Genomic DNA, 23,121 nt, shown 5'->3' with positions numbered 1-23,121 from the left:
TTCCCTCAGACGCTAGCACCGGACATGACAGGACCGGGGCCGTCGCCGGCATCGCCCTCCGCCGCTTCGCGTCGCACCCGGCCCACGCCGGCGATCGCCGCGAGATGCCGCCGGATGCGCGGCCGCCCGAGTTGCACTCGGCCCGGCCGAGCTGACCGGACGGACGACTGTCCGGCTCACATACTCGGTCGAAACGGCCGACCGGAAAGCAGCAACACCACTGACACCGCCTCACCTCCACGGGCCAGTGGGGTGGTCCGTGGCGACACGGGCGGTCCGGGTCCGGGGGACCGGCTCCGGATCCGCGTCTAATCACATCCGAGAACAGAAACGCCGGGCACGGAGAGCGCTGACGGGCGCAGATCCCCGGGCCACGCCCCACAGCGCTTGAGGGAGACTGCCATGAGCGGCACGACGGCTTTGCCGACACCGTCCGGTCCCTACCTGGATGCAGGGCTGCTGCCCGCCGACTTCTACGCCTACGAGGAACTGCTGTCGGACAGCGAGCGGGAGAAGGTCGAGTCCCTTCGCGCGTTCCTCCGCACGCAGGTCGCCCCGATCGTCGACGACTGCTGGGCCCGGGCCGAGTTCCCCTTCCAGCTGGTCGAGAGCTTCGGGAAGCTCGGCTTGATGGACTGGGCCGACCCGGACTCCCCGGAATCCAGGCCGAGCAACCTCCTCGCGGGCTTCATCGCGCTGGAGCTGGCGCATGTCGACGCGTCCGTGGCGACGTTCGCCGGCGTGCACACAGGTCTGGCCATGGGCACCATCCTCACCTGCGGTTCCGACGAACAGAAGCGGCGATGGCTGCCGGCGATGAGCCGCTTCGAGAAGATCGGCGCCTTCGGGTTGACCGAGCCGCACGGCGGCTCAGACGTCGCCGGCGGCCTGCGGACGACCGCGCGCCGCGACGGCGACGTATGGATCCTCGACGGCGCGAAGCGGTGGATCGGAAACGCGACCTTCGCCGACCTGGTCGTCATCTGGGCCCGCGACGTCGAGACGAAGCACGTGCTGGGCTTCGTCGTGGAGAAGGACACCCCCGGGTTCACCGCGACGAAGATCGAGAACAAGATGGCGCTGCGGATCGTGCAGAACGCCGACATCGTGCTCGACGGCTGCCGCGTCCCGGAGGCCAACCGGCTGCAGAACGCGAACTCGTTCAAGGACACCGCCAAGATCCTGCGCCAGACGCGCAGCGGCGTGGCGTGGGAGGCGGTGGGAGTGATGTTCGGCGCCTACGAGATCGCCCTGCAGTACGCGAAGGTGCGCGAGCAGTTCGGGCGCCCGATCGGGAGCTTCCAGCTCGTGCAGGACCTGCTGGTGAAGATGCTCGGCAATGCCACGGCCTCGTGCGGGATGATGGCGCGCCTGGCCCAGTTGCAGGACGCCGGCGTGTACCGGGACGAGCAGTCCGCCCTGGCGAAGGCCTACTGCACCGTGCGGATGCGCGAGAACGTGGGGTGGGCGCGGGAACTGCTGGCCGGCAACGGCATCATCCTCGACTACAAGATCGGCCGATTCGTCGCCGATGCCGAGGCCATCTACTCGTACGAGGGCACGCGGGAGATCCAGACCCTGATCGTCGGACGTGCCGTGACCGGCGGCCTGAGCGCCTTCGTGAGGTGAAGAAGATGACCACGGAATCCGTCTTCACCGGCCTCAAGGTCCTCGACGCGTCGAGCTTCATCGCGGGACCGGCCGCAGCCACCGTGCTCTCCGACTTCGGAGCGGACGTCATCAAGATCGAGCCGCCGGGGACGGGCGATCCCCAGCGGCGGCTGAGCTCCGTGCCGCCCAGTCCCCGGGCGCAGGCCAACTACAGCTGGCACCTCGCCAACCGCAACAAGCGCGGCATGGTGATCGACCTGAAGTCGCCGTCGGCCACCACGGTCCTCAAGCGCCTCGTCGAGTGGGCCGATGTGGTGATCACCAACTTCCCGCACGGCACACGCGAGAAGCTGCACCTCGGCTACGAGGAGGTCGCGGGCTGGAACCCGCGGGTCGTGTACGCCGACATCACCGGCTTCGGCGACAGCGGCCCCGACGCCGGGCAGCCGGGCTTCGACCTGACCGCCGCCTGGTCGCGCAGCGGACTGCTGGCCTCCACCCGGGACGCGGGAGCCCCGCCGACGGTGCCGGTCTGGGGCAGCGGTGACTACATGTCGGCGGTCGCGATCTACGCGGCGATCGCGACCGCCCTGTACCGCCGTGAGCGCACGGGGCAAGGAGCGAGTGTCGGGACGTCGCTGCTTGCTGCGGGCGTCTGGGCCACGGGAACGCTCGTGGCCGGCGCACTCGCCGGCGGCACGCCGTTCGAGTTGCACGACCGGAGCGCGCCGGCGAACCCGCTGATCAACCCCTACCGGACCGCGGACGACGAGTGGTTCATGCTGGTCGCCTCTCCCCCGCACTGGCCGGGACTGGCGCGGGCCATCGGTCACCCCGAGCTGCTCGAGGACCCCCGTTTCGCGGACATCGAGGGCTTCGTCAAGAACTCCGCGGCGCTGAGCGAGCTGCTCGATGCCGAGTTCCGCACGCAGCCCTTCGCCCACTGGAAGGACGCCCTGGGCCGGGAACGCGTCACCTACAGCCTCATTCAGACGCCGGAGCAGGCCGCGCAGGACCCACAGCTGCGCGCGAACGACATCGTGGTGCCGCTGGAGGGAGTCAGCGGGCTGGAGGAAACCATCAGCAGTCCGGTCAACGTCCGAGGGGTGCCGAAGGTGCCGGCGAAGCGAGCGCCCGATCTGGGCGAGCACAACGACGAGATCCTCGCCGAGCTGGGATTCGGCCCCGCCGAGATCGCCGAGCTGCGCACCCAGGGAACGATCCCCGGCACGGCAGAAGGCACGGCGTCGCCATGAGCACGGCATCCGAAGCGTCCGACACGGTGCTCCACGAGCGCCGCGGCGGCGTACTGACCATCACCCTCAACCGTCCGGCGCAGAAGAACGCTGTGGACCACGAGGTCGCGGTGGGGCTCGCGTCGGCCTTGGATCTGCTCGACGCGGACCCGGAACTGTCGGTCGGCGTACTCACGGGTGCGGGCGGGGTGTTCAGCGCCGGCATGGACCTGAAGGCATTCGCCAAAGGTGAGCTGCCGGTGATCCCAGGCCGGGGTTTCGGCGGGCTCACCGAAACGACGGTGCGCAAGCCGTTGATCGCCGCGGTCGAGGGCTGGGCACTCGGCGGCGGCTTCGAGATGGTGCTCGCCTGCGACCTGATCGTGGCCGCGGAAGACGCCCGGTTCGGGCTTCCCGAGGTCACGCGCGGTCTCGTGGCGGCAGCGGGTGGGCTGGTCAGGCTGCCGCGCCGCCTTCCGTACCACGTGGCCGCACGCGTACTGCTCACCGGCGAGCCGCTGACCGCGGCCGAAGGCAAGGAGTACGGCCTCGTCGATGAGCTGACCCCACCCGGCGCCGCGCTGGACGCGGCCCGCGAGCTGGCGGGGCGCGTCGCGCGGAACGCACCGCTGGCGCTGGCGGCCGTCAAGGAGGTTCTGCGTGAGACGCAGGGCTTGAACGAGAGGGACGCCTTCACCCGCCAGGACGAGCTCACGAGCGGGCTGTTCTCCAGCGAGGACGCGCGGGAGGGCGCACAGGCGTTCGCCGAGAAGCGCGCCCCTGTCTGGCACGGCCGCTGAATCCGGCCAGGTCAGCCGCCCGCCTCCCGCACAGCCCCCGTCCGACTCCCAGGAGCAGTGACCAGCCATGAATGCACACAGACCCGTCCACCGCGTGGCAATCGTCGGCACCGGCACCATCGGTGCGAGCTGGGCGACGCATTTTCTCGTCCGAGGCTTCGACGTGGCGGCGACCGACCCCGCCCCCACCGCGGAGGCGGCCCTGCGTGCGTACGTGGATGCGGCCTGGGACGCGGCGGCCTCGATCGGGCTGGCGCCCGGAGCCTCGCCCGATCGCCTGAGCTTCACCACGGACCTGCGGCAGGCCGTCGCGGACGCCGATTTCGTACAGGAGAACGCGCCGGAGCGCCCGGAGCTCAAGGTCCCGTTGTTCGCCGACATCGACGACGCCACGCCGCCGGGCGCGATCATCGCGTCGAGTTCGTCGGGCATCACTATGAGCGTCATCCAGGCCGGCTGCCGGCGTCCGGAGCGGACCGTCATCGGCCATCCCTTCAATCCCCCGCACATCGTCCCGTTGGTCGAGGTCGTCGGCGGCACGAAGACCGCCCCGGAGACGATCCGGGACGCGATGTCGTTCTACGCCGCGATCGGCAAGAGGCCGATCCACCTCAAGAAGGAGCTTCCCGGGCACGTCGCCAACCGCATCCAGGCCGCGCTGTACCGCGAGGTCGTCCACCTGGTCCAGGAGGGGGTGCTCGACGTGGCGGACTCCGACGACGCGGTGTCCTGGGGACCGGGGCTCAGATGGGGCGTCATGGGCCCTCATCTGTTGTGGCATCTCGGCGGTGGGGAGGGTGGCATCGATCACTTCATGGACACCCTCATGCCTCGAATGGTGGCGTCCTGGCAGGAACTGGGCACGCCCGAGTTCACGCCCGAGCTCAAACAGAAGATCGTGGGTGGCGTCCTGGAGGAGGCGGCCGGCCACTCGGTCGATGAACTGGCCGCTCGGCGCGACGCGATGCTTTCGGCCCTGCTGGCCGTGCGCGCCCGGTACGACCCGTCCGGCCCGCCGGGCGCCGCAGCCGGTCGTCCGGCGAAGGAGGGACCGTGACGGGGGGCCGGGAGAAGCTTTTCGTGCTCGAGGCCAGCAGTGGCGGTCGGCTGTTCTGCGTGAACCCCGACGGTTCCGACAAGAAGGTTGTCGTCAGCGGGTGCAGGATCCCCGACGGGGTCGCCGTCGATGTCGTGGCCGGGCACATCTACTGGACGAACATGGGTCTTCCACCGGAGAACGACGGCTCGATCGAACGCGTGGACCTGGACGGAGGCAACCGGACGACGGTCGTCCCCAGCGGCGTCACGCATACGCCCAAGCAACTCCACCTGGAGACCGCCGGGCGGAAGCTGTACTGGGGTGACCGTGAGGGCATGCGCGTGATGCGCTGCGACCTCGACGGCTCGAACGTCGAAACCCTCGTGCAGACGGGCCAGGGGGAGGACGACCGTCGCGACGAGACCAGATGGTGCGTGGGAGTCGCCGTCGACCCTGTGGGCGGACATCTCTACTGGACACAGAAGGGCCCGAGTGACGCGGGGCTCGGGAAGATCCTGCGGGCCGGCCTGGACCTGCCCGCCGGGCAGAGAGCGGCCGAACGCGGCGACATCGAGGTTCTGTTCGAGGGGCTGCCGGAGCCGATCGACCTCGAACTCGACCTCACGGAGCGCACGCTGTACTGGACGGATCGCGGGGACCCGCCGCGGGGGAACAGTGTGAACCGTTCGCCGATGGACCCGCCGGGCGGCCGGCGTACGCCCGAGATCCTGTCGACCCACCTGATGGAAGGCATCGGCCTCGCCCTCGATCCGGACGACGGACGCATGTACGTGACCGACCTGGCCGGGAACGTGTACGCGGCCGATCTCGACGGATCGAACCGCAGGGAGATCCTCGTCCTGCAGGGGAACCTCACCGGCATCGCCCGTGCCGTGTTGCCGACCGGCACGAGGCTCTGACGTGATCTCTGACCTGTGGGGCAAGGTCCGGGCGGGCCGAGCCGGGGTGTTCCCTCAATTGCGGGCTGCCGATCGGTCCTGTAGCGAGCGACTTGCGGTGTGACCGCTCTCCCGCGGGCCGCGGCCTGCACCGCTCCGGCCGACGCCTGTTCGACTCCATTGCGGATGAGGGCATCATGCGGTCCTGTTCAGGTCACGGACCAGGTCGAGGGCCCGGCCGAGCGTGGCCAGCCGGGCGTCCAGCGTCTCGCCGGCGGGGTAGAGGCGGACGGTGTCGACCCCGGCGTCGCGCCATACCCCCAGCCGCTCGCGCACCATGTCCTCGGTGCCGATCAGCGTGGTGCCCAGCACCATCTCATCGGTGACCAGTCCGGCCGCCCCCTGCCGGTCCCCTGCCTGCCAGCGCTTCCGGACCTCGGCGGCCACCTCTGCCCAGCCCTGACGGCTGTAGGCGTCGTTGTAGAAGTTCTTACCGACGGAACCCATCCCGCCCAGGCTGAAGGCCAGTTCCTTCTTGCGGCCGGCCACGATCGCGCGCAACGCCTCCTCGTCCTCGGCGAAGGCCACCTCGGCGCCCTGGCAGATGTCGAGGTCGGCGCGCGGGCGGCCGGCAGTGGCCAGGCCCGCGTCCAGATGATCGAAGTAGGCCTTCTTCGCCCCTTCCGGTACGAAGCTGGTGCCCATCCAGCCGTCGGCGATCTCGCCGGTCAGTCGCAGCATCTTCGGTGAGAGGGTCGCCAGGTAGATCGGGATGTCGTGCTCGGCGCGCATCGACAGGCGCATGGGCTTCGCGTCCCCACCCGGCAGCGGGATCTGGAATTCCTGCCCGTCGTGGGAGAGTTTCTCGCCTGCCATCGCCTTCCGCACGATCTCGACGGTCTCCCGCATGCGCGACAGCGGGCGGGCGAACGGGACACCGTGGAGGCCCTCGATCACCTGCGGCCCTGACGGTCCCAGTCCCAGCACGAACCGCCCCTGGGAGATCTGCGACAAGGTGATCGCTGCTCGGGCGATGGCCATCGGCGTGCGGGTGCCGAGCTGGATGATCCCGGAGCCGAGCAGCAGGCGATCCGTCCGCGCGGCCAGGTACCCCAGCGGTGACGGCGCTTCCGAGCCCCATGCCTCGGCCACCCAGCAGATGTCCAGGCCGAGCTTCTCGGCCTCGGTCACGAAGTCCACCGTCTCCGGCCAATTGCCCCCGGACGCCTCGATCGTGGTCGACGTGCGCATCACGCATCCGCCTTTCCGGGGGCTTCGGCCAGCTTCTTGATCGCGTCGACAGTGATGCCCATGTTGTCCTCGAACTCCCGCATCCGCACGAAGACGATCTTCTGTTCCTTGTCCGGCATCCGGTCGATCGCGAAGGACAGGCCGGACCTGGCCGGTCCCATCCGCATCCACTGGCGCAGGAGTGTGCCGCCGTCCTGCGGTTCGAGGCTGAACCGCCAGAGCGCCGTGGGGTGTTCGGGGTCCTCCACCGCCCAGGCGAACACCTGCGGCGGCTGGTACTCCACGATGTAGGAGGTGGTGGCCCACTCCCCCAGTGCATCGTGCTTGCTCCGGCCCACGAAACGGGCCCCCGGCTCGGGACCGGTCGCCCCGTCCAGCCACTCCACCGACTGCAGTTCCGAGCTCATGCGCGGCATCAGCGCGATGTCGGACACCAACTCCCACACCCGCTCCTGCGGGGCGGCGATCCAGGCCTGCACCTCGGCCGTGGGTGTGTCCGCATAGCGCGCGCCCGTCCACTCCATGGCGCGACAACTCCCTTGTCAGTACCGAAGATCCCTGCAAAGAAAAGGGCCTGACCTCCAAAGTTGCGTAGATAGACTTACCTGTCAAGGCTTGGCGCGGTCTCTGCGGATCGCTTTGTCAGTCCGTGAACCGTTCCTGCACGTCCGGCCGTTCCGCCAGGTGCGGCGGATAGCCCGGGCCCAGCCGAGGGTGGGTGTTATCGGCGGTCATCGGCTCACCGCAGGCGGCACAGACCACTTCGGCGTGGCTTTCCTGTCCGCAGACGTCGTGGAAATGCGTCACCGGCGGGCCCTGCTCGCCTGCCAGCCAGCGGTCCCCCCACCGGCTCATCGCCAGCAGCACGGTGTAGAAGTCGCGCCCCTTCTCGGTGAGCACATAGTCGTGGCGCACCGGGTCGGTCTGGTAGGGCTGCTTGACCAGCAACCCCTCGTCCACCAGCCGCCGCAACCTGTCGTTGAGCGTGTTGCGCGCGATTCCCAGCGACTCCTGGAACGCGTCGAATCGTCGGATCCCGTAGAACGCCTCCCGCAGCACCAGCGGCGTCCACCAGTCCCCGAGGAGATCCATCGTGCGGGCCACCGAGCAGGGCCAGTGGGCAAAGGATGTCCGCCTCATGGGTGCCAGCATACGGTTCGTCTCGAAATGAAACCCAGCAGGCGGGACCAGCCGTGGCCGCGTCCGTCCCGTCCCGTCCCGACCCGCCCCGCCCCGCCCCGCCCCGCCCCGGCGAGATCACAAACTGGACTTTGATCCAGTACCGCCGCACGGGGCCGTGTTCGGTGTCACGGATGCCCTCGAGGACGCCACCCTGGTGCACGATCGTCCTCACCGAGGCAAGGTTGTCGACTTCGTGACCGGCCGAGCTCCGGGCGAGGAACCCTGATCGAATCGCCCCGGGTGGAACGTCACCCGACGCCGCGCGAGCCCCGAGCCGGGCGGACCGGCCGGGCGGATACTCTCCGTCGACGGGATACGCGGGCACCCCGCGACAGGAGGTGCGCGAACGCATGCAGACACCTGGCCACATCCGGCGCGGGCAGCTCCTCGCGTGGTTGCGTACCCACGATCCGGAGTTGGCCGCCACCCGCCGGGCCGCACGCACTGCACTGGTGATGCCCGCGCTGTTCGCATTCTGCAGCCAGGTGCTCCACTCGCCGACGATGGCTACCTTTGCAGCCTTCGGCTCGTTCTCGATGCTGCTGCTGGTGGACTTCACCGGCCCGATGGTGCAGCGCCTGCGTGCTCACCTGGGCCTCGCGATGGCCTGGGCAGTACTCATCTGCCTGAGCACACTCGTGGCCGACGAGACCTGGCTCGCGGTCATCACCACCGTCGTGGTCGGCTTCCTGGTGCTCTTCTCCGGCGTGGTCAGCTCCGTCCTCGCGGAGGCGACGACCGCTCTGCTGTTGGCCTTCGTCCTGCCGGTGGCATCGCCCGCACCACTGTCCCAGCTGCCCGAGCGACTCGCCGGAGCTGGCCTTGCGTCGGTCGGCGCCATGCTCGCGATCTCCCTCCTGTGGCCCCGGCCCGCCACCGACCCGCTGGGTCCGCACGCCGCCCGTGTCTGCCGGGCCGCCGCGGCACAACTGCGCGCCGACACCCACCGGCTGAGCGGAGAGCCTGACGCACCGAGCATCCGGCAGTGCATGGACACCGCCGACCAGACCGTTGCAGCGGCAGCCGACCTCCGTACCGCCTTCGACGCCACCCCCTATCGGCCCACCGGACTGTCCACCAGCTCCCGCGCCCTGGTCCGCCTGGTCGACGAACTCACCTGGCTGAGCACCATCGTGGCCGAGAGCGGTCCCCCGCATCGCGTCCCCTCCGCCTGCGATCCCGAGGCACACGCGGTTCGACGGGGTGCCGCCGCGGTCCTGGACCGGACAGCCGACCTGCTCGACGCACCGTACGACGCACCCACCGCCCTCCGAACCGCCGCGGTCGACCTGCACGCGGCCATGACCGCCATGGAACGCAGCGCGACCACCCGGCTGCCCATGCAACCGCCTGAACCTGGTGCGGAGTGGGAGTCCCACTCCTTCATCGAGGCCCTGGACCTGTCATTCCGCGCCCAGGAACTGGGCTTCGCAACCCTCCAGGTCGCAAACAACGTGGACCTGGCAGCGGCGGCCCAACGACGCAGCTGGCCGGATCAGCTCCTCGGCCGCGAACCCGGCGCCCTGACGGGGCCGCTGGCCTCGGCCCGCGAGCGGGCAGCCGCCCATCTCCGGCCGAACTCGGTCTGGCTGCACAACAGCCTCCGGGGAACGGTCGGCCTGGGCGTCGCGGTCGCGCTGGCCGACCTGACGAGCGTTCAGCACTCGTTCTGGGTCCTCCTCGGGACCCTCTCGGTGCTGCGCTCGAACGCGCTCAACACCGGGCAGAACGCGGCCCGCGCCTTGGGCGGCACGATCGCGGGCTCGCTCATCGGGGCCGGACTGCTGCATCTCATCGGCCACCACGGCACCCTGCTCTGGTTCCTGCTGCCCCTCGCCGTACTGATCGCCGGCATCGCCCCCTCGGTCATTTCCTTCGCCGCCGGCCAGGCGGCCTTCACCATCACCCTGGTGATCATGTTCAACATCGGCCAGAACCCGGACTGGCACATCGCACTGCTGCGGATCCAGGACATCGGCATCGGCTGTGCGGTCAGCGTCCTGGTGGGCCTGTTCTTCTGGCCGCGCGGCGCCGCCGCCGCCGTCGACCAGGCCCTCGCCGAGGCGTACGCGGACAGCGCGCGCTATCTGGCCGGGGCGGTGGATTACGCGGTCGGCCTCTGCGGTTCCGGTCCCGCACCGGCCGACACTCCGCTGCCGGAGAAGAGCCAGGCGGCCGCCGCCGCCCGAAGACTCGACGACGCCTTCCGCAGCTACCTCGCCGAACGCGGGCCGAAACGTATGCCGCTGGCGGACATGACCACCCTGGTCACCGGCGTCGTCGGACTGCGCCTCGCCGCCGACGCCGTGCTCGGACTATGGCGACGCGGCAGCGAACAGCCCATCGAGGCGGACCGGGCCGAAGCTCGCCTGGTGCTCCTGGAGGTCGCCGGTCGAGTGTCCGGCTGGTACCGCGACCTGGCGATCAGCCTCGTTCGGCACACCTCGCTCCCGGATCCGCTGCCACGCGATCCTGCCGCCGAGGCCCGGCTGGTCGACGCCCTCCGCCGCGACCTGCGTGACGAGAGCGGGCCGGCCACAGCCACAGCCGTCCGCATCGTCTGGACCGTCGATCACCTCGGCGTCGCCCGCCGCCTCCAGCCGACACTCGCGGCTGCGGCAACGCCGGGCAGGCCGTCCTGACTCAGGGAAGCCTCGCTCCGACGGCCCTTCCGAGCAGGCCGCGGATCGCCAGGTCATACCGTGCCCGCCCGAACAACCGCTCCGTCACACACCCTCGATCAGGCCTCCAGGGACGAGCGGGACACATCTCTGGCATTGTCCCGGTAGTCACGGCGAGGTATGCACCGCTCCGGTGCAGGGACCGCAGGAGGGAGGGCCGGATGAGTGGCGTCGGTCGCGGACAGGTACTGGTGGTGGACGACGATCCGGCGATCCGGCGTTCGCTGGAGCGGGGACTGCGGTTGGCCGGTTTCGTGGTAGCCCTTGCCGGGGGCGGGCGGCCTGCTCTGGCTCATCTGCGCCGGGAGACGACCGATGTGGTCGTCCTCGACATCTCCATGCCTGATCTCGACGGAATCCAGGTGTGCCGCGCCTTGCGCGAGGACGGCAGCGACCTGCCCGTGCTGATGCTGTCGGCGCTGGACGAGACGGCGGACCGCATCGCCGGGCTGCAGGCGGGTGGCGACGACTACCTGATCAAGCCGTTCTCGCTGCAGGAGTTGGTGCTGCGGCTCGATGCTCTGCTGCGCCGACGGCCGCCCAGGAACACGGACACGGTCCGCGTCGGCCGTCTGGTGCTGGAACCGGCCTCGCGTGAAGCACGGTTGGACACCGAGTTGCTGGCGCTGACCCGGCGGGAGTTCGAGCTGTTGGAGGTCCTCGCACGCAATGCGGGGATCGTACTCACCCGGGACCAGCTGCTGGAGCGTGTCTGGGGGTACGACGTCGAGGTGCGTACAGATGCCGTCGACACCTTCGTCAGCTATCTGCGGCGCAAGCTGGAGAGCGGCGGTCGGGCACGGATCATCCATACCGTGCGGGGAGTCGGTTTCGTCCTGCGCCTGGACAGCGGGGGTGGGAACGCGTGAAGCTGGCCACCCGCATTGCGCTCGCTGTCGGTGCCACCGTGCCGGTGTTGGTGCTGGCGGCGGGATGGCTGCTGCTCCTGCTGGTCGCCCACGACCTGCATGCCGAGCAGGACGCTCATCTACGGGAGCGCGCCGACGCAGCCGCCGTGAACGCCCGCCAGCTGTTGCGGGTCACTGCCGCCGACCGTCCCGCGGCGGTCGAGCAGGCCCGCGAACGGCAGTTGTACGCCTCCGGCCTGGATGTCGGTATCCGGCTGACCGGACCGCACGGCACCGTCTCGGGCGGTCCGCAGCCCGACGCCTCCGTGCCCCTGCCGACCCGTGCGCGGACGCCGGTCACCGTCGAGGACGGGGCCAGGAACTGGCGGGTGCTGTCGGTCCGCGTGCAGGGCTCGCGCCCCGGCGTCCACGGCACGCTGTGGCTGTTCTCCCCCGACACCGCGAGCAGGGACCAGCTGGCCCTCGTACGACGGCGCGTGGTGACCGTGGCGCTGCTGGCGGCCGTGACGTCCGGTCTGATGGCGTTGGCTGTCGCCACACGGGCCGGCCGCCCGCTGCGCCGACTGCAACAGCGCACCAGCGGCCTCGATCCGAGGGTGGACGCGGCGAGGCTCGACCACACACGGACCGGGGTGACCGAGGTCGACGACCTGGCGCGGACTCTGCAGACCGTGCTGGCCCGGTACGACGAACAAGCCGTACGGACCACGGAGGCCCTGACGACCGCCCGGTCGTTCGCCGCCGCCGCGGCTCATGAACTGCGCACCCCGCTGATGAGCATGCAGACGAACCTGGAGATCCTCGCGCAGCACCCGGACCTCGCGTCGGCGGACCGGAATGAGGTCCTGGGGGATCTCCAGGCCGAGCACGCTCGACTGCTGGGCCTGTTGGTGATGCTCAGGGAACTCGGACGGGGCGACCTGGTCGAGGCCGATTCCTTCGGCCCGGTGGACCTCACCGAAGTGATCGACGCCTCCGTGGCCGACGCCAGGCGCAGGTATCCCATGGCGGAGATCACTGTGCCGGTCATGCCGCGTCTGACTGTGCACGCATGGGAGCCCGGGGTGCGAACCATCATCGACAACCTCCTGGCCAATGCTCTGGTTCACGGACGGAGCGGGGACGGTCGCGCACGGGTGGAACTGGGCCTTCGTGCGGGCGGGCACCCCACGGGATCGACCGCCGTGCTGACGGTCGACGACCGTGGCCCCGGCATCCTTCCTTCGCAGCGCGATGCCGTGTTCCATCGCTTCGAGCGCGGCCCCGACAGCTCCGGCTCCGGACTCGGCCTGACCCTGGTCGCGCAACAGACCGCCCTTCACACAGGCCGCGTCCGGATCCAGGACTGCCCTGGCGGCCGGGGCACGCGGGTCGAGGTCCGGCTCCCCGTGCAGGACAGCGGGCAGACCGAGATCCCCTTGCCGGCGGAGCGGGACTGGCTGATCACAACCGCCGAGCGCCCACAAGGTTTCCACAAAGACGGCTCCTAACTTCTCCTCATGCGCGGGCAGATGGGCCCTGCGCCGCTTCCGGAGGAGACACCGTCATGAGGACCGCCAAGACCGCTGCCCTGGCTCTCACAGCCGTCGGCGCACTGCTCGCCGCCGCAGGCACGGCCTCGGCCGGCGGCGGAACGCCGGCGCCGGACGCCACGCCTGCCGGCGACGGAGCGCACATGCTGTGCAAGCGGGTACCGAAGATCGAGAAGCGCCTTGAACACGCCCTGAACCGCCTCGGCGCGGACGCGACGCGGCGCGGCTCCGTCGCCCGGCTGGCGAAGCGGGTGGAAAACGCGAAGACGGCCGGTCACACCGAGATCGAGACCTACCTCAACGACAAGCTCATGTTCCGCCGCTCCCTCGTTCCGACCCTCGAGAAGCGCCAGAAGGACCTGACCGCGGTCAAGACCTGGTGCAAGGCCGACAACAACAGGAGCGAGCAGTGATGGCCCGCAGCGCCGCCACCGCTGTCGCGGCCGCCCTCCTGCTTCTCATCGCGGTCACCGGCTGCGGTCGCAGTAGTGACGAGAAGGCCAGCGGCACCGCCGACCGCCCCGCGACCACCGGCCCCGCAGAGGTCACCCGCATGAAACGACTCGTGGATGCCGCCGAATCGGCCGCCGCCGCAGCGGAATCCGCAGTGGCAGAGGACGGCAAGGACTGACGTGACGCCGCCGCCCCCACACTGCTGCCGACAGTGCCGAGGCGGAGATCATCCGCCCGGACCCCCACCGCCCACTGCAAGGCGGCTGGAGAATGTCTCGCGCGTCGCCGGCCTGGGCTATCTCGGCATGCTCGCCGGCCCCGCCGTCATCGGACCGATGACGCATTTCATGCCGCTCAACCTGACTTTTCTGCTGCCTCTCGGGTTCTGCGTCGTGGCCGCGTGCTCAGCCCGCATACTCCGCTCGCCGCACACCGCTCCCGGCCGTCTGGAGGCCGAGGCCGCATGACCGCAACCAACCACGCGAGCCCGGCGCACAGGACACCCGGTGCCGCGGTGTATCCGGTGTCCTGACGACGTAGCGGGCGCAGCCCGAGCCGCGGCCCGGTGGGGGCCGGCTCCCCTGTCCCCGCCCGGCGAACTCGTCGCGTCACGGCACTAGGAAGTGATAGGTCCTCTCGCTACCCTCCGCGCATGATTTCCACGGTGGTCTGGGGTACGGGCAACGTCGGCCGCGCCGCGATCCGCGCCGTCGATGCCCATCCCGCGCTCGAGCTCACGGCCGTGCTGGTCCACAACCGGGACAAGGTGGGACGTGACGCGGGCCAGCTCGGTGGGCTCGGTCGTCCGCTGGGGGTCGTGACGAACGACGACATCGGTGCCGTGCTGGCCACCGGCCCCCGGGCCGTGGTGTACGCCGCGTCCGGCGACATCCGCCCCGACGACGCCCTCGCCGACATCAACAGGGCGATCCGGGCGGGGGCCGTTGTCGTCACCCCCGCGCTGTATGCCCTGTACGACCAGCTGGGCGCGCCGCCGGAGCTGCGGGATCCGGTGCTGGCGGCCATCGCGGAGGGTGGCGGTTCGCTGTTCGTCTCCGGTGTCGATCCCGGCTGGGGCAATGACGTACTCCCGTTGCTGATCAGCGGACTCGGCACCTTTGTGGACGCGATCCGCTGTCAGGAGATCTTCGACTACTCCACCTACGAACAGGAGGAATCGGTCCGGTACCTGGTCGGCATGGGCCAGCCGATGGACTACGAGCCACTGATGCTCGCGCCGACCGTCCCGACCATGGTGTGGGGTGGGCAGATACGGCTGATGGCCAGGGCCCTGGGAGCCGAACTCGAAGACATCCGGGAGACGTTGGTCCGACGCCCGCTCGACGCGACGGTGAGCACCAGGACGATGGGCACGTTCGAGGCCGGCACCCAGGGCGCGGTGCGATTCGAAGTGCAGGGCATCGTCGGCGGCGAACCCCGCATCGTCATCGAGCACATCACGCGCATTCACCCCTCCTGCGCACCGGACTGGCCGACGCCGCCCGACGGCGACGGCGCGCATCGAGTGATCATCGAGGGCCGCCCCCGCATCGAGGTCACGGTCGAGGCCACCGACGAGGGTGAGAACAGATCCGCGGGCGGGAACGCCACCGCGGTGGGCCGGCTCGTGAGCGCCATCGACTGGCTCGTGAACGCGGAACCAGGACTCTACGACGCTCTCGACGTCCCGCTGCGCCCCGCAGCCGGCAGGCTCGGAAGGAGACAACCATGAACATCGACATCCCCGAGGGCAAGGACGCGATCGAATACGTGTGGGGCGAGATGGTGCCCGGGATCGGGACCGCCGCATCGAACTTCTCGCTGGCGGTGTACGCCCATACGACCCTGGGACTGCGCGAGTTCGAAGCCGCGCGGTTGCGGATCGCCCAGATCAACGGGTGCGTCTTCTGTCTCGACTGGCGGACCGAACGGGACGGCCTGAAGGTCGAGGAGGATTTCGCCGACGCGGTGGCCCAGTGGCGTACCACCGACGTCTTCGACGACCGGACCCGGTTGGCCGCCGAATACGCCGAGCGGTACGCCCTCGATCACCACAACCTCGACGAAGCGTTCTGGTCCCGGATGAGCGCGCACTACAGCCAGCTCGAGGTCGTGGAGCTGAGCATGAGCATCGGGTCATGGCTGGCGTTCGGCCGGCTCAACCATGTGCTTGGCCTCGACACCGTGTGCGCGCTGCCCGGCCGTTGATCGTCACAGGTCGGTGGCGATGATCTTCTCGATGTTCCGTTCGGCAAGCGCGGTGATGGTGACGAACGGATTGACGCTGGTGTTGCCGGGGATCAGCGAGCCGTCGATGACGTACAGGCCGGAGTAGCCGTGCAGGCGGCCGTAGTTGTCGGTGGCCCGGTTCAGCACCGCGCCGCCGAGCGGGTGGTACGTGAGGTGGTCGCCCCAGATCTTGTAGGTACCGAAGAGATCGGTCCGGTAGATCGTCCCCTCCTTCTGGTTGATCCTGTCGAAGATCGTTCTGGCGGCGTCGATGGACGGCTGCTTCCAGGCGGTCTGCCAGTTCAGGTCGACCTTGCCCGTCGCGGCGTTCCAGGCGAACTCGGCCCGGTTCGGGTTCTTGGTGATGGACAGGTAGAACGAGGCGAACGTCTCGATCCCGGTAGGCAGCGGGGCGACCTCGGCGAACGCGCCACCGGCGGCCCAGTTGTCGATACCGCCCGTGGGAATGGAAGCCTGCAGGCTGCCGGTCGGGTCCCACAGGTGGTTGGCCCGGCCGCACATGACGTTGCCGTTGTCGCCCCACCCTTTGCCGATCTCGTCGTTCAGGCCGGGGAGCGCGCCGGTGGCCTTCAGCTTGACCAGCAGCTTGCTGGTGCCCACGCTGCCGGCCGCGAAGAACACCCGGTCCGCGGTCACGGTCTTGGTGGCCGTGGTGGCACCGCCGGTGTCGATCTGGTCGATGACGACCGTGTAGCCGCCGCCTGTCGCCGGTGCGACCGAAGTGACCTTGTGCAGTGGCGAGATGACGACCCTGCCGGTGGCCCTGATCCGGTCGATGTACGTCTTCTGCAGCGACTTCTTGCCGTAGTTGTTCCCGTACAGGATCTCGCCGGCCAGCGCCGACCTGGGAACGGTTCCGGCCTCTTCCTGCTTCATGTAGTCCCAGTCGTACACCGTGGGCACGAAGACGAACGGAAAGCCGGCACGCTGGGCGTGCTTACGCCCGACCCGGGCGTACTGATAGCACGCGGCGGTCTCGAACCAGGCGGGATCGATGGTGCCGACCCCGAGGCCGGCATTGGCGCGCGGGTAGTAGATCCCGTACATCTCGTCGGCGTCCACCGACGGGAGCACGGCTGCGAAGTTCTCGCGCTTGGGGGTGACGGCCATGCCACCGTTGACCAGCGAGCCGCCGCCGACGCCGCGCCCCTGGTAGACCGTGATCCCGCTGAACTCCTCGGCGTCGAGGATCCCGGTGCTGCGGGTGACGTCCTTGTCGATGGGGAAGCCGAGGAAGTTGCTGAGGGGCTGCTTGGTCCTGGTACGGAGCCAGTACGACCGGCTGTCCGGGGAGGTCGTGTTGGCGAAGATCTTGCCGTCCGGACCGGCGGTGTCCCAGGCCATGCCCATTTCGATCATGTGCACGTCCACGCCCGACCGGGCGAGACGCAGAGCGGCGACGGATCCGCCGTATCCGGTGCCGATCACGAGGGCCGGAACATGGGCCCCGGAGTCGATCGGAGCGGCTGCGGAGCCGGTCCCGGCCCGGGCCGGGGTGCTGTGACCCGCGAGGGCCACGGTACCTAAAATAGAACCGGTTCCTGTGATGAATCTTCGACGAGAAATGCCCTCGTGGCCTGCATCATGCATGGTAGAGTCACTCATGTGACACGCCTCACTCTCGACAGAGTGAAACTGGTTCTACTGCCGTTCGCGCGTCAAGTCACTACATACCCGTGGGTAACTTGTGCCGCTCGGGGCGCGCCCGGATACACCACGCCCTGCGCCGGCTGCGGACGACGGAACACCATGCCGGACACCGGCAACGACGCCGGGGTTTCGGTCGCGACCGGACCATGCCCCTGATCGGGCAGAGACGGGAACGGGTGGCGAGGCCCCCTCGGACCCTCGCCACCCGTCAATCCGGAACCGGCATCAACACAACTGCGTGTCAGTACGCCCCGAACACGTTGTCGATCGAACCGTACTTGGCCGCGGCGTAGTTGCACGCAGCCGTGATGTTGGCGACCGGGTCGTAGATGTCCATCGACGTGCCGGACACGTGGTAGGCCTTGAACGTGGGGTCGATGACCTGCAGGAGCCCCTTGGACGGCGTGCCCTTGGCGGCGTTCGAGTCCCAGTTGTTGATGGCCTTGGGGTTGCCCGAGGACTCGCGGATGATGTTGCGGTGGATGCCGTCGTAGCTGCCGGGGATGCCGTGCTGCGCCATGACAGCCAGCGACTCCTTGATCCAGCCATCGAGGTCGTTCGTGTAGGTCACGGGCTTCGTGGTGGCAGGAGCGGCACTGCTCGCGGCCGGCTTGGGGTCGGCGGCCGGGGCCTCGGCCTTGGCACCGATGGTCAGCTTCATGCCCGGGTGGATCAGGGCAGGGTTGGCTCCGATGACCTCGCGGTTGTCCTGGTACAGCTGCTGCCAGCCGCCCGTCACGGACTGCCCAGCGGCGATCTTGTAAAGGGTGTCACCGGCTATCACGGAATAGACGGTGGGCGCGGCCTTCGCGGCGGCAATTCCCTTTGCCGGGGCCGCAGCGGGCGCCACATTCTTCGTGACGGCGGCGACGGACTGCGCCGGCGCCGCGAAGGCGGTGGTCGCACCGATCACGGGGAGTGCGAGAGCGGCTCCGCCCGCGCTCACGGCGATGAAACCGCGAGTCAGCGAACTGGACTTACGACGACGGTGGTTACCCGTTGCGGGCATGGTGCATTCCTCTCCGTCGCCTACGAGGTGAGCTGTCGGGTTCAGGCTGGAGTTGCCTGGCCGTATGGGAATACGACTTCACCCCTAGCCGTTCCGGATACCGGATCGGCTGCTTACCTGGGTCCCCCGCTCCTGCCGTACGTGAGTGGTCGGATTCCCGGACGGCGGCAGGATTCGGCGTTCCATCCGGATTGACGGTGACCGTAAGCGAGAAACTCCGGCCGGAACAAGCCCCCACTTTTCGATCACAATTCATTTACAAGATCGAGTCGGGGGATTATTCGCAGTTCACCCTCGCCCGCGAAGCCAAATCTCTTGGCGCAGAAGGGAACCGGGCAGTACGCCGCCGCGTCCGCGGGCCCGGAAAGTGACTCTCACCACTTGGTCCGAAATGACCGATTTCCCCAGCAGGCAAGGTCTCGACCTGTGCAGGTCATTCATTCATCAGCAAAGAGAGCAATTCATCTCGATTGCCGAAATTCAGACATTCAAGACATTGGTGTGCTGCTGAGGGGTCTTCGACAGGTCGGGGCGGCGGGTGCCCCCTCCACGGGCGGCGGCAGCGTGTCACGCGTCTCGACCGGATGCGGCACACGAGGGGTCGCCCACCGGCCCGGTCCCGCAGGTTCACGCGAAGGACGCCCCCCACGGCGCGGGGGGTGCCGTACGCCATCGGAATGGCCGTCATGGTGCGCAAACGCCCCGACCACCCACCGGGGCCGTCCGGCAGCACAAGCCACGCGATGACGGCGGAGAGCCCGGGTGCTGATCACCGTGCCGCTGTCGCCGCGCAGCGTCGCCCGGCCACCGGCTCGCTGGATACCAGCCGTCCGGACGTGGCGCACCGTGATCGCCATCGCTCGGTCAGCTGTCGAAGGCTGCCGGATCGATCTTCTTCAGCTTCTCGGCAAGGCGGGCGGGATTCGCAAGATCTCTCTTCGTGCTCTTCGGACGAGTACCCCTCGGGCCCCTCCGGTTCGCAGAGGAAGCAGGAATCGGTCACACGGCAGGCCGCAGCAATACAGGAAGATCTTGGCCCGGCATTGCGGGACAGCCCTCATGACAGTCAGCGCCTCGGCTGCTCATACGAACCCGTCCTGATCCTGCGCATCGAAACCAGCGGTGCGCACGCCTGCTCCGAAAGCAGTACGGCAACGCCCCACTTGCCGCCCTGCGTTGATAATGCGATCACTGGAAGAAGGCGAAGTGGCCGCGGAGTCGAGAGGCGTGCATTCCACCACTCGATTCCTTCCACCCACAATCCAGTCCGACTCGACCGATTCCTCGGAGGGGACGCCGTGTTGAATCAGACCCTGCAGATCAGCATGAGTTCGCGCGCACCTCTTGGCGCCTGATGCGTTACCACGTTGCGCGGCCCTCGTAATCGATTCGGTCCGGCAAGAATTACGTCGCGCAACAGGTGCGTCGCGACGAAGTCGGGGAAAGATCCATTCCGGACCGATCGAATCAGCGAATGTCGTCTGAATCAGGATCAGATGCCCTCCGGATCGGCCATGTTCAGTGCATGAACGGGGAGCTGTACCGGTCGCGGCAGCCGCCAGGTGTCCTGCCGGGCCGCCACCACTTGCCACCCGGGCCCGGTTGCCCCAGGATCCGGACGACGTAAGGCTTCCGCCGAGGATCCGGATGCCTGATGATCTCTTTCCATGCGCATGCCAACGATTCATCGAAGATTCCGTCATCGGGCCTTGCTCTGGGCCGTCGCCGCGAGCCTGGCCCTCACCGCCACCTCAGGAGCTCCGGCCGGGGCGGACTCCCCGGCGCCCGGCCTGTCGCAAACCCTTGACCAGATTCTCGGCGACACCCGGCTGGACGGCGCTCAGGTCGGAGTCGTCGTCAGCGACGCCGAAACCGGGCAGACGCTCTACCAACGCAACGGCGACGGCCGCCTGGTACCCGCATCCAGTACCAAGCTTCTGACATCGACCGCGGCCATGGCGCTGCTCGGCCCCGACTACCGGTTCAGCACCGATGTACTCGCTGACGGCTCCCGTCACGGGTCCGTGGTCCAGGGCGACCTGTATCTTCGCGGCACCGGCGACCCCACGATGCTGGCCGAGGACTACGACCGGCTGGCCGCCACGATCGCCGCTTCGGGGATCCGCAGGATCACCGGCCGCCTGGTCGCTGACGACACCCGGTTCGACAGCAGCCGGCTCGGCGCGTCCTGGGCGGCCGACGACGAGTCCGCCTACTACTCGTCGCAGATCTCGCCGCTGACGGTGGCCCCGGACACCGACTACGACTCGGGCACCGTGCTCCTCTCGGTGACCCCGGGCTCCGCGCCCGGCGAAGCGCCCGCGGTGAAGATCACCCCGTCCAACGACTACGTCCGCATCGACAACCGTGCCACCACGGTCACCGCCGGTGAGAGTCGTACGGTCACCGTCGATCGCATGCACGGCAGCAACACCATCGTGGTCAGCGGCAAGATCCCCGTCCAGAGCGCACCCGCCACGTCGTGGACCAGTGTCTGGGAGCCCACAGGCTATGCGGCCGCCGTCTTCGCGAACGCGCTGGCCGCACACGGAGTGAAGGTGACCCGAGGGACGGTGGTGGGCAAGGCCGTTCCGCAGGGTGCCACGACTCTGGCCTCCCATCCGTCGATGCCGCTCAAGGATCTTCTGACGCCGTTTCTGAAGCTGTCCAACAACAACCATGCCGAGGTGCTGGTCAAGACCATCGGTTACGAGGTGAAGGGCAGCGGCACCTGGTCGGCCGGGCTGTCGGCGATCGCCGACCACCTGCGTACCCTCGGGTTGGACCCCGCCGCCCTGCGCCAGATGGACGGCTCCGGCCTGTCGAGGATGGACGCGGTGTCCACCCAGCAGTTCACCGAACTTCTGGTCGCCGTACGCCATCAACCGTGGTTCCAGGAGTGGTACGACGCCCTGCCGATCGCCTGCGTGTCCGACCGGATGACCGGCGGAACGCTGCGCTCTCGCATGTGCGGGACCTCGGCTGCGGGCAATCTCCACGGCAAGACCGGCTCGCTGACCGGTGTGTCGGGACTCTCCGGCTATGTCACGGACGCCGACGGCCGGAAGCTCGTCTTCAGCTTCGTCAGCAACAACTACGTCGCGAGCTCGGTCAAGAGCATCGAGGATGCGGTCGGAGCGGCGCTCGCCGGCTACAGCGTGAAGGGCGCCCGGCAACCGCAGGGTACGGCCCGGTCCGACCGTCCCTCGACCGATGCTCCCGCCGCCAAGGACGAGCAGTCCGGGCGCACCGACCTCGAATGCTCCTGGACGAAGCCTGTGAGCTGCTGAGCGACGGTCGGAGTGCTCCAGGACGGCGCACGGATCCGCGAGGCGCTGACCTGGTCCGGCCGGAGGTCGCCCGTGAGGGGCGGGGACCACCCCGCCCCTCACCTGGTGCGGTCGGCGGCCTCCCCGCGCGGCTCAGGTGTGCTCACCTCGGGTTTCAGGTCAGAAGGGGCCGTCGCCGCCTGTGCGAGTCGGCAGACTCCCACCGAAGGCCGACCGGATCAGCGGCCGAGCGCTGGGCGGCCCGGCAGGGAATACATCACAATGATCCAACATTCAATAAAACTATATGGCGCGGACCGCACGGGAGAATCGCATGGGACTTTCGACCTCGGGCGAAACGATGCCTGAGCTGGGACTCCTCGAAACCACTGGCATCCTGCGCCGACCAGGGGTGAGCCCGGAGCGGACCAGCTCGGGACTGGGCTGGGAGCACGTCTACGTCTCCACCCAGCGGGAACAGCCGTATCACGCCACATTCGAGGCTGCACCCACCCACCTGCTGATCCTGCACCTGGGCGGCCCGGTGACCGTCCGCCGCCGCATCAGCCGGTCGATGCGGGCCCAGCGCATCCCGGCCGGCGGGATCTTCCTCCATCCTGCGGGCCGTGCACTGGACGTGGAGCTGCAAGGCGGACTCGACACCGTCCATCTGTATCTCAGCGACTCGGTCCTGCAGGAAGCGCACGGTGGGGGCGGGACGGTGGAACTCGCCGAGGAGCTGGGCAGCTCCGATCCGCTGATCGAGCAGCTCGTCCTGGCACTGGACGGCGTCGTGCGGCTCCGGGAGCCCTCCGCCCGTACGTACGTGGATCACCTTGTGGGCACGCTCGCCGCTCAGCTCATCCGGGCACACGCGGCCGGCCGGCCGGTGGACCGCGGCGGCGCATCGTCGGGGCTGACGAGCCGGCAGCTCATGTCCGCACGTGAGTTGATGGAGACACGGATCTCCGAGCCGCTGCCCGTCGCCGAGCTCGCCTCGGCCACCGGTCTGAGCGCGAGCCAGTTCAGCAGACAGTTCAGGGCCAGCACCGGCAAATCACCCCACCAGTTCCTGCTCCAACTGCGGCTGGACCACGCACGTCGGCTGCTGCGCACCACGACGCTGCCCATCGCCGACCTGGCCGCCCACTGCGGCTTCTCCCATCAGGAGCACCTGACACGCGTGATGCGGGCCAAGCTGGGCACGACTCCCGCTGCCTTCCGTCGGGCCTGCTGACCTCCGATTCCGCGTCCCGCGCCGCCGCGTTCATTCCCCCCCGCCCACCGCGTGCGCCCCCGCGCCGCCTTCCGGTGTGGCTCAAACCCGTCCGCCGCCCCTCCCCCGGCCATGCCGCCGCGCCGATCCGGCAGAAGATACGCGCGAAACGTGC

The 23,121-nt window shown here is 69.0% G+C and carries 19 protein-coding genes, 1 pseudogene and 1 riboswitch; of the genes and pseudogenes, 15 read left to right on the top strand and 5 right to left on the bottom strand.

Features of this window, described 5'->3' with window-relative positions; translation table 11 throughout:
* Positions 1 to 402 precede the first annotated feature (402 nt).
* The 5 genes from ACFYP5_RS31450 to ACFYP5_RS31430 all read left to right on the top strand — a co-directional run bounded on the left by ACFYP5_RS31450 (position 403) and on the right by ACFYP5_RS31430 (position 5,605).
* Positions 403 to 1,629 carry an acyl-CoA dehydrogenase family protein gene (locus tag ACFYP5_RS31450; protein WP_389042202.1) on the top strand — a complete coding sequence of 409 codons (1,227 nt, stop codon included), beginning with the start codon at positions 403 to 405 and terminating at the stop codon, positions 1,627 to 1,629.
* Positions 1,630 to 1,634: 5 nt separating this feature from the next.
* On the top strand, positions 1,635 to 2,867 hold the full coding sequence (locus ACFYP5_RS31445) for a CaiB/BaiF CoA transferase family protein (protein ID WP_389042200.1): 1,233 nt from the start codon (positions 1,635 to 1,637) through the stop codon (positions 2,865 to 2,867).
* Positions 2,864 to 3,646: a crotonase/enoyl-CoA hydratase family protein gene (locus ACFYP5_RS31440; protein WP_389042198.1), complete on the top strand. Its 783-nt coding sequence runs from the start codon at positions 2,864 to 2,866 to the stop codon at positions 3,644 to 3,646. The genes ACFYP5_RS31445 and ACFYP5_RS31440 overlap by 4 nt, the downstream gene beginning before the upstream one ends.
* 67 nt (positions 3,647 to 3,713) lie before the next feature.
* Positions 3,714 to 4,703: a 3-hydroxyacyl-CoA dehydrogenase NAD-binding domain-containing protein gene (locus ACFYP5_RS31435; protein WP_389042196.1), complete on the top strand. Its 990-nt coding sequence runs from the start codon at positions 3,714 to 3,716 to the stop codon at positions 4,701 to 4,703.
* Positions 4,700 to 5,605 (top strand): 3-hydroxyacyl-CoA dehydrogenase, encoded by a 906-nt coding sequence (locus ACFYP5_RS31430; protein ID WP_389042194.1) that lies wholly within the window; start codon positions 4,700 to 4,702, stop codon positions 5,603 to 5,605. The genes ACFYP5_RS31435 and ACFYP5_RS31430 overlap by 4 nt, the downstream gene beginning before the upstream one ends.
* 174 nt (positions 5,606 to 5,779) lie before the next feature.
* Here the strand turns inward: ACFYP5_RS31430 and ACFYP5_RS31425 are convergent, their stop codons facing one another.
* The 3 genes from ACFYP5_RS31425 to ACFYP5_RS31415 form a co-directional block, all read right to left on the bottom strand.
* Positions 5,780 to 6,835, bottom strand: coding sequence for an LLM class flavin-dependent oxidoreductase (locus ACFYP5_RS31425; RefSeq protein WP_389042192.1), 1,056 nt, complete (start codon positions 6,833 to 6,835; stop codon positions 5,780 to 5,782).
* On the bottom strand, positions 6,835 to 7,359 hold the full coding sequence (locus ACFYP5_RS31420; protein WP_389042190.1) for an SRPBCC family protein: 525 nt from the start codon (positions 7,357 to 7,359) through the stop codon (positions 6,835 to 6,837). Before ACFYP5_RS31420 ends, ACFYP5_RS31425 begins: the two co-directional genes overlap by 1 nt.
* 118 nt (positions 7,360 to 7,477) lie before the next feature.
* Positions 7,478 to 7,975, bottom strand: a complete 498-nt coding sequence (locus ACFYP5_RS31415) for a winged helix-turn-helix transcriptional regulator (RefSeq protein ID WP_389042188.1) — start codon at positions 7,973 to 7,975, stop codon at positions 7,478 to 7,480.
* Positions 7,976 to 8,367: 392 nt separating this feature from the next.
* Here ACFYP5_RS31415 and ACFYP5_RS31410 point away from each other — a divergent pair, with 392 nt between their 5' ends.
* The 8 genes and pseudogenes from ACFYP5_RS31410 (at position 8,368) to ACFYP5_RS31375 (ending at position 15,760) form a co-directional block, all read left to right on the top strand.
* A complete protein-coding gene (locus tag ACFYP5_RS31410; protein WP_389042187.1) occupies positions 8,368 to 10,659 on the top strand; it encodes an FUSC family protein in 2,292 nt (763 codons plus the stop codon).
* A 200-nt stretch (positions 10,660 to 10,859) separates the two neighbouring features.
* A complete protein-coding gene (locus ACFYP5_RS31405) occupies positions 10,860 to 11,567 on the top strand; it encodes a response regulator transcription factor (RefSeq protein WP_389042185.1) in 708 nt (235 codons plus the stop codon).
* Entirely contained in the window at positions 11,564 to 13,057 is a 1,494-nt protein-coding gene (locus ACFYP5_RS31400) for a sensor histidine kinase (protein ID WP_389042183.1), read from the top strand. Before ACFYP5_RS31405 ends, ACFYP5_RS31400 begins: the two co-directional genes overlap by 4 nt.
* A 56-nt stretch (positions 13,058 to 13,113) precedes the next feature.
* The gene (locus tag ACFYP5_RS31395) at positions 13,114 to 13,512 is read left to right on the top strand and encodes a hypothetical protein (protein ID WP_389042182.1); all 399 of its coding nucleotides are present in this window, start codon (positions 13,114 to 13,116) and stop codon (positions 13,510 to 13,512) included.
* Positions 13,512 to 13,730 (top strand): hypothetical protein, encoded by a 219-nt coding sequence (locus ACFYP5_RS31390; RefSeq protein WP_389042180.1) that lies wholly within the window; start codon positions 13,512 to 13,514, stop codon positions 13,728 to 13,730. Before ACFYP5_RS31395 ends, ACFYP5_RS31390 begins: the two co-directional genes overlap by 1 nt.
* 91 nt (positions 13,731 to 13,821) lie before the next feature.
* A pseudogene (locus ACFYP5_RS31385) lies at positions 13,822 to 14,019 on the top strand (MFS transporter); the annotation flags it as partial.
* 185 nt (positions 14,020 to 14,204) lie between these two features.
* A complete protein-coding gene (locus tag ACFYP5_RS31380) occupies positions 14,205 to 15,284 on the top strand; it encodes a dihydrodipicolinate reductase (RefSeq protein WP_389042179.1) in 1,080 nt (359 codons plus the stop codon).
* Positions 15,281 to 15,760, top strand: a complete 480-nt coding sequence (locus ACFYP5_RS31375) for a carboxymuconolactone decarboxylase family protein (protein WP_389042177.1) — start codon at positions 15,281 to 15,283, stop codon at positions 15,758 to 15,760. The genes ACFYP5_RS31380 and ACFYP5_RS31375 overlap by 4 nt, the downstream gene beginning before the upstream one ends.
* A 3-nt stretch (positions 15,761 to 15,763) precedes the next feature.
* On the opposite strand, the gene ACFYP5_RS31370 is transcribed toward ACFYP5_RS31375, so the two are convergent.
* Together ACFYP5_RS31370 and ACFYP5_RS31365 are read right to left on the bottom strand one after the other, a co-directional pair.
* The gene (locus ACFYP5_RS31370; protein WP_389042175.1) at positions 15,764 to 17,407 is read right to left on the bottom strand and encodes a GMC oxidoreductase; all 1,644 of its coding nucleotides are present in this window, start codon (positions 17,405 to 17,407) and stop codon (positions 15,764 to 15,766) included.
* Between the two features lie 286 nt (positions 17,408 to 17,693).
* Positions 17,694 to 18,461: a transglycosylase SLT domain-containing protein gene (locus ACFYP5_RS31365; RefSeq protein ID WP_389042174.1), complete on the bottom strand. Its 768-nt coding sequence runs from the start codon at positions 18,459 to 18,461 to the stop codon at positions 17,694 to 17,696.
* Positions 18,462 to 18,465: 4 nt separating this feature from the next.
* A riboswitch (cyclic di-AMP (ydaO/yuaA leader) is annotated at positions 18,466 to 18,651 on the bottom strand.
* 1,519 nt (positions 18,652 to 20,170) lie between these two features.
* On the opposite strand from ACFYP5_RS31365, the gene dacB reads away from it, so the two are divergent.
* Both dacB and ACFYP5_RS31355 read left to right on the top strand, forming a co-directional pair.
* A complete protein-coding gene (gene dacB / locus ACFYP5_RS31360) occupies positions 20,171 to 21,751 on the top strand; it encodes a D-alanyl-D-alanine carboxypeptidase/D-alanyl-D-alanine-endopeptidase (RefSeq protein ID WP_389042172.1) in 1,581 nt (526 codons plus the stop codon).
* 313 nt (positions 21,752 to 22,064) lie between these two features.
* Positions 22,065 to 22,967 (top strand): helix-turn-helix domain-containing protein, encoded by a 903-nt coding sequence (locus ACFYP5_RS31355; protein WP_389042170.1) that lies wholly within the window; start codon positions 22,065 to 22,067, stop codon positions 22,965 to 22,967.
* Positions 22,968 to 23,121: the final 154 nt, after the last annotated feature.

Origin of the sequence: Streptomyces sp. NPDC005262 (assembly GCF_042872425.1) — a bacterium.
In the GTDB taxonomy this organism is placed as follows: domain Bacteria; phylum Actinomycetota; class Actinomycetes; order Streptomycetales; family Streptomycetaceae; genus Streptomyces.
This window is presented reverse-complemented; position numbering and strand designations above follow the sequence as displayed.

Excerpts from the sequence above, each read along its gene's own strand:
- ACFYP5_RS31450 (WP_389042202.1), top strand. The coding sequence starts at position 403 with ATGAGCGGCACGACGGCTTTGCCGACACCGTCCGGTCCCTACCTGGAT.
- ACFYP5_RS31445 (WP_389042200.1), top strand. The coding sequence starts at position 1,635 with ATGACCACGGAATCCGTCTTCACCGGCCTCAAGGTCCTCGACGCGTCG.
- ACFYP5_RS31440 (WP_389042198.1), top strand. The coding sequence starts at position 2,864 with ATGAGCACGGCATCCGAAGCGTCCGACACGGTGCTCCACGAGCGCCGC.
- ACFYP5_RS31435 (WP_389042196.1), top strand. The coding sequence starts at position 3,714 with ATGAATGCACACAGACCCGTCCACCGCGTGGCAATCGTCGGCACCGGC.
- ACFYP5_RS31425 (WP_389042192.1), bottom strand. The coding sequence starts at position 6,835 with ATGCGCACGTCGACCACGATCGAGGCGTCCGGGGGCAATTGGCCGGAG.
- ACFYP5_RS31420 (WP_389042190.1), bottom strand. The coding sequence starts at position 7,359 with ATGGAGTGGACGGGCGCGCGCTATGCGGACACACCCACGGCCGAGGTG.
- ACFYP5_RS31415 (WP_389042188.1), bottom strand. The coding sequence starts at position 7,975 with ATGAGGCGGACATCCTTTGCCCACTGGCCCTGCTCGGTGGCCCGCACG.
- ACFYP5_RS31410 (WP_389042187.1), top strand. The coding sequence starts at position 8,368 with ATGCAGACACCTGGCCACATCCGGCGCGGGCAGCTCCTCGCGTGGTTG.
- ACFYP5_RS31405 (WP_389042185.1), top strand. The coding sequence starts at position 10,860 with ATGAGTGGCGTCGGTCGCGGACAGGTACTGGTGGTGGACGACGATCCG.
- ACFYP5_RS31395 (WP_389042182.1), top strand. The coding sequence starts at position 13,114 with ATGAGGACCGCCAAGACCGCTGCCCTGGCTCTCACAGCCGTCGGCGCA.
- ACFYP5_RS31390 (WP_389042180.1), top strand. The coding sequence starts at position 13,512 with ATGGCCCGCAGCGCCGCCACCGCTGTCGCGGCCGCCCTCCTGCTTCTC.
- ACFYP5_RS31380 (WP_389042179.1), top strand. The coding sequence starts at position 14,205 with ATGATTTCCACGGTGGTCTGGGGTACGGGCAACGTCGGCCGCGCCGCG.
- ACFYP5_RS31375 (WP_389042177.1), top strand. The coding sequence starts at position 15,281 with ATGAACATCGACATCCCCGAGGGCAAGGACGCGATCGAATACGTGTGG.
- ACFYP5_RS31370 (WP_389042175.1), bottom strand. The coding sequence starts at position 17,407 with ATGAGTGACTCTACCATGCATGATGCAGGCCACGAGGGCATTTCTCGT.
- ACFYP5_RS31365 (WP_389042174.1), bottom strand. The coding sequence starts at position 18,461 with ATGCCCGCAACGGGTAACCACCGTCGTCGTAAGTCCAGTTCGCTGACT.
- ACFYP5_RS31355 (WP_389042170.1), top strand. The coding sequence starts at position 22,065 with ATGGGACTTTCGACCTCGGGCGAAACGATGCCTGAGCTGGGACTCCTC.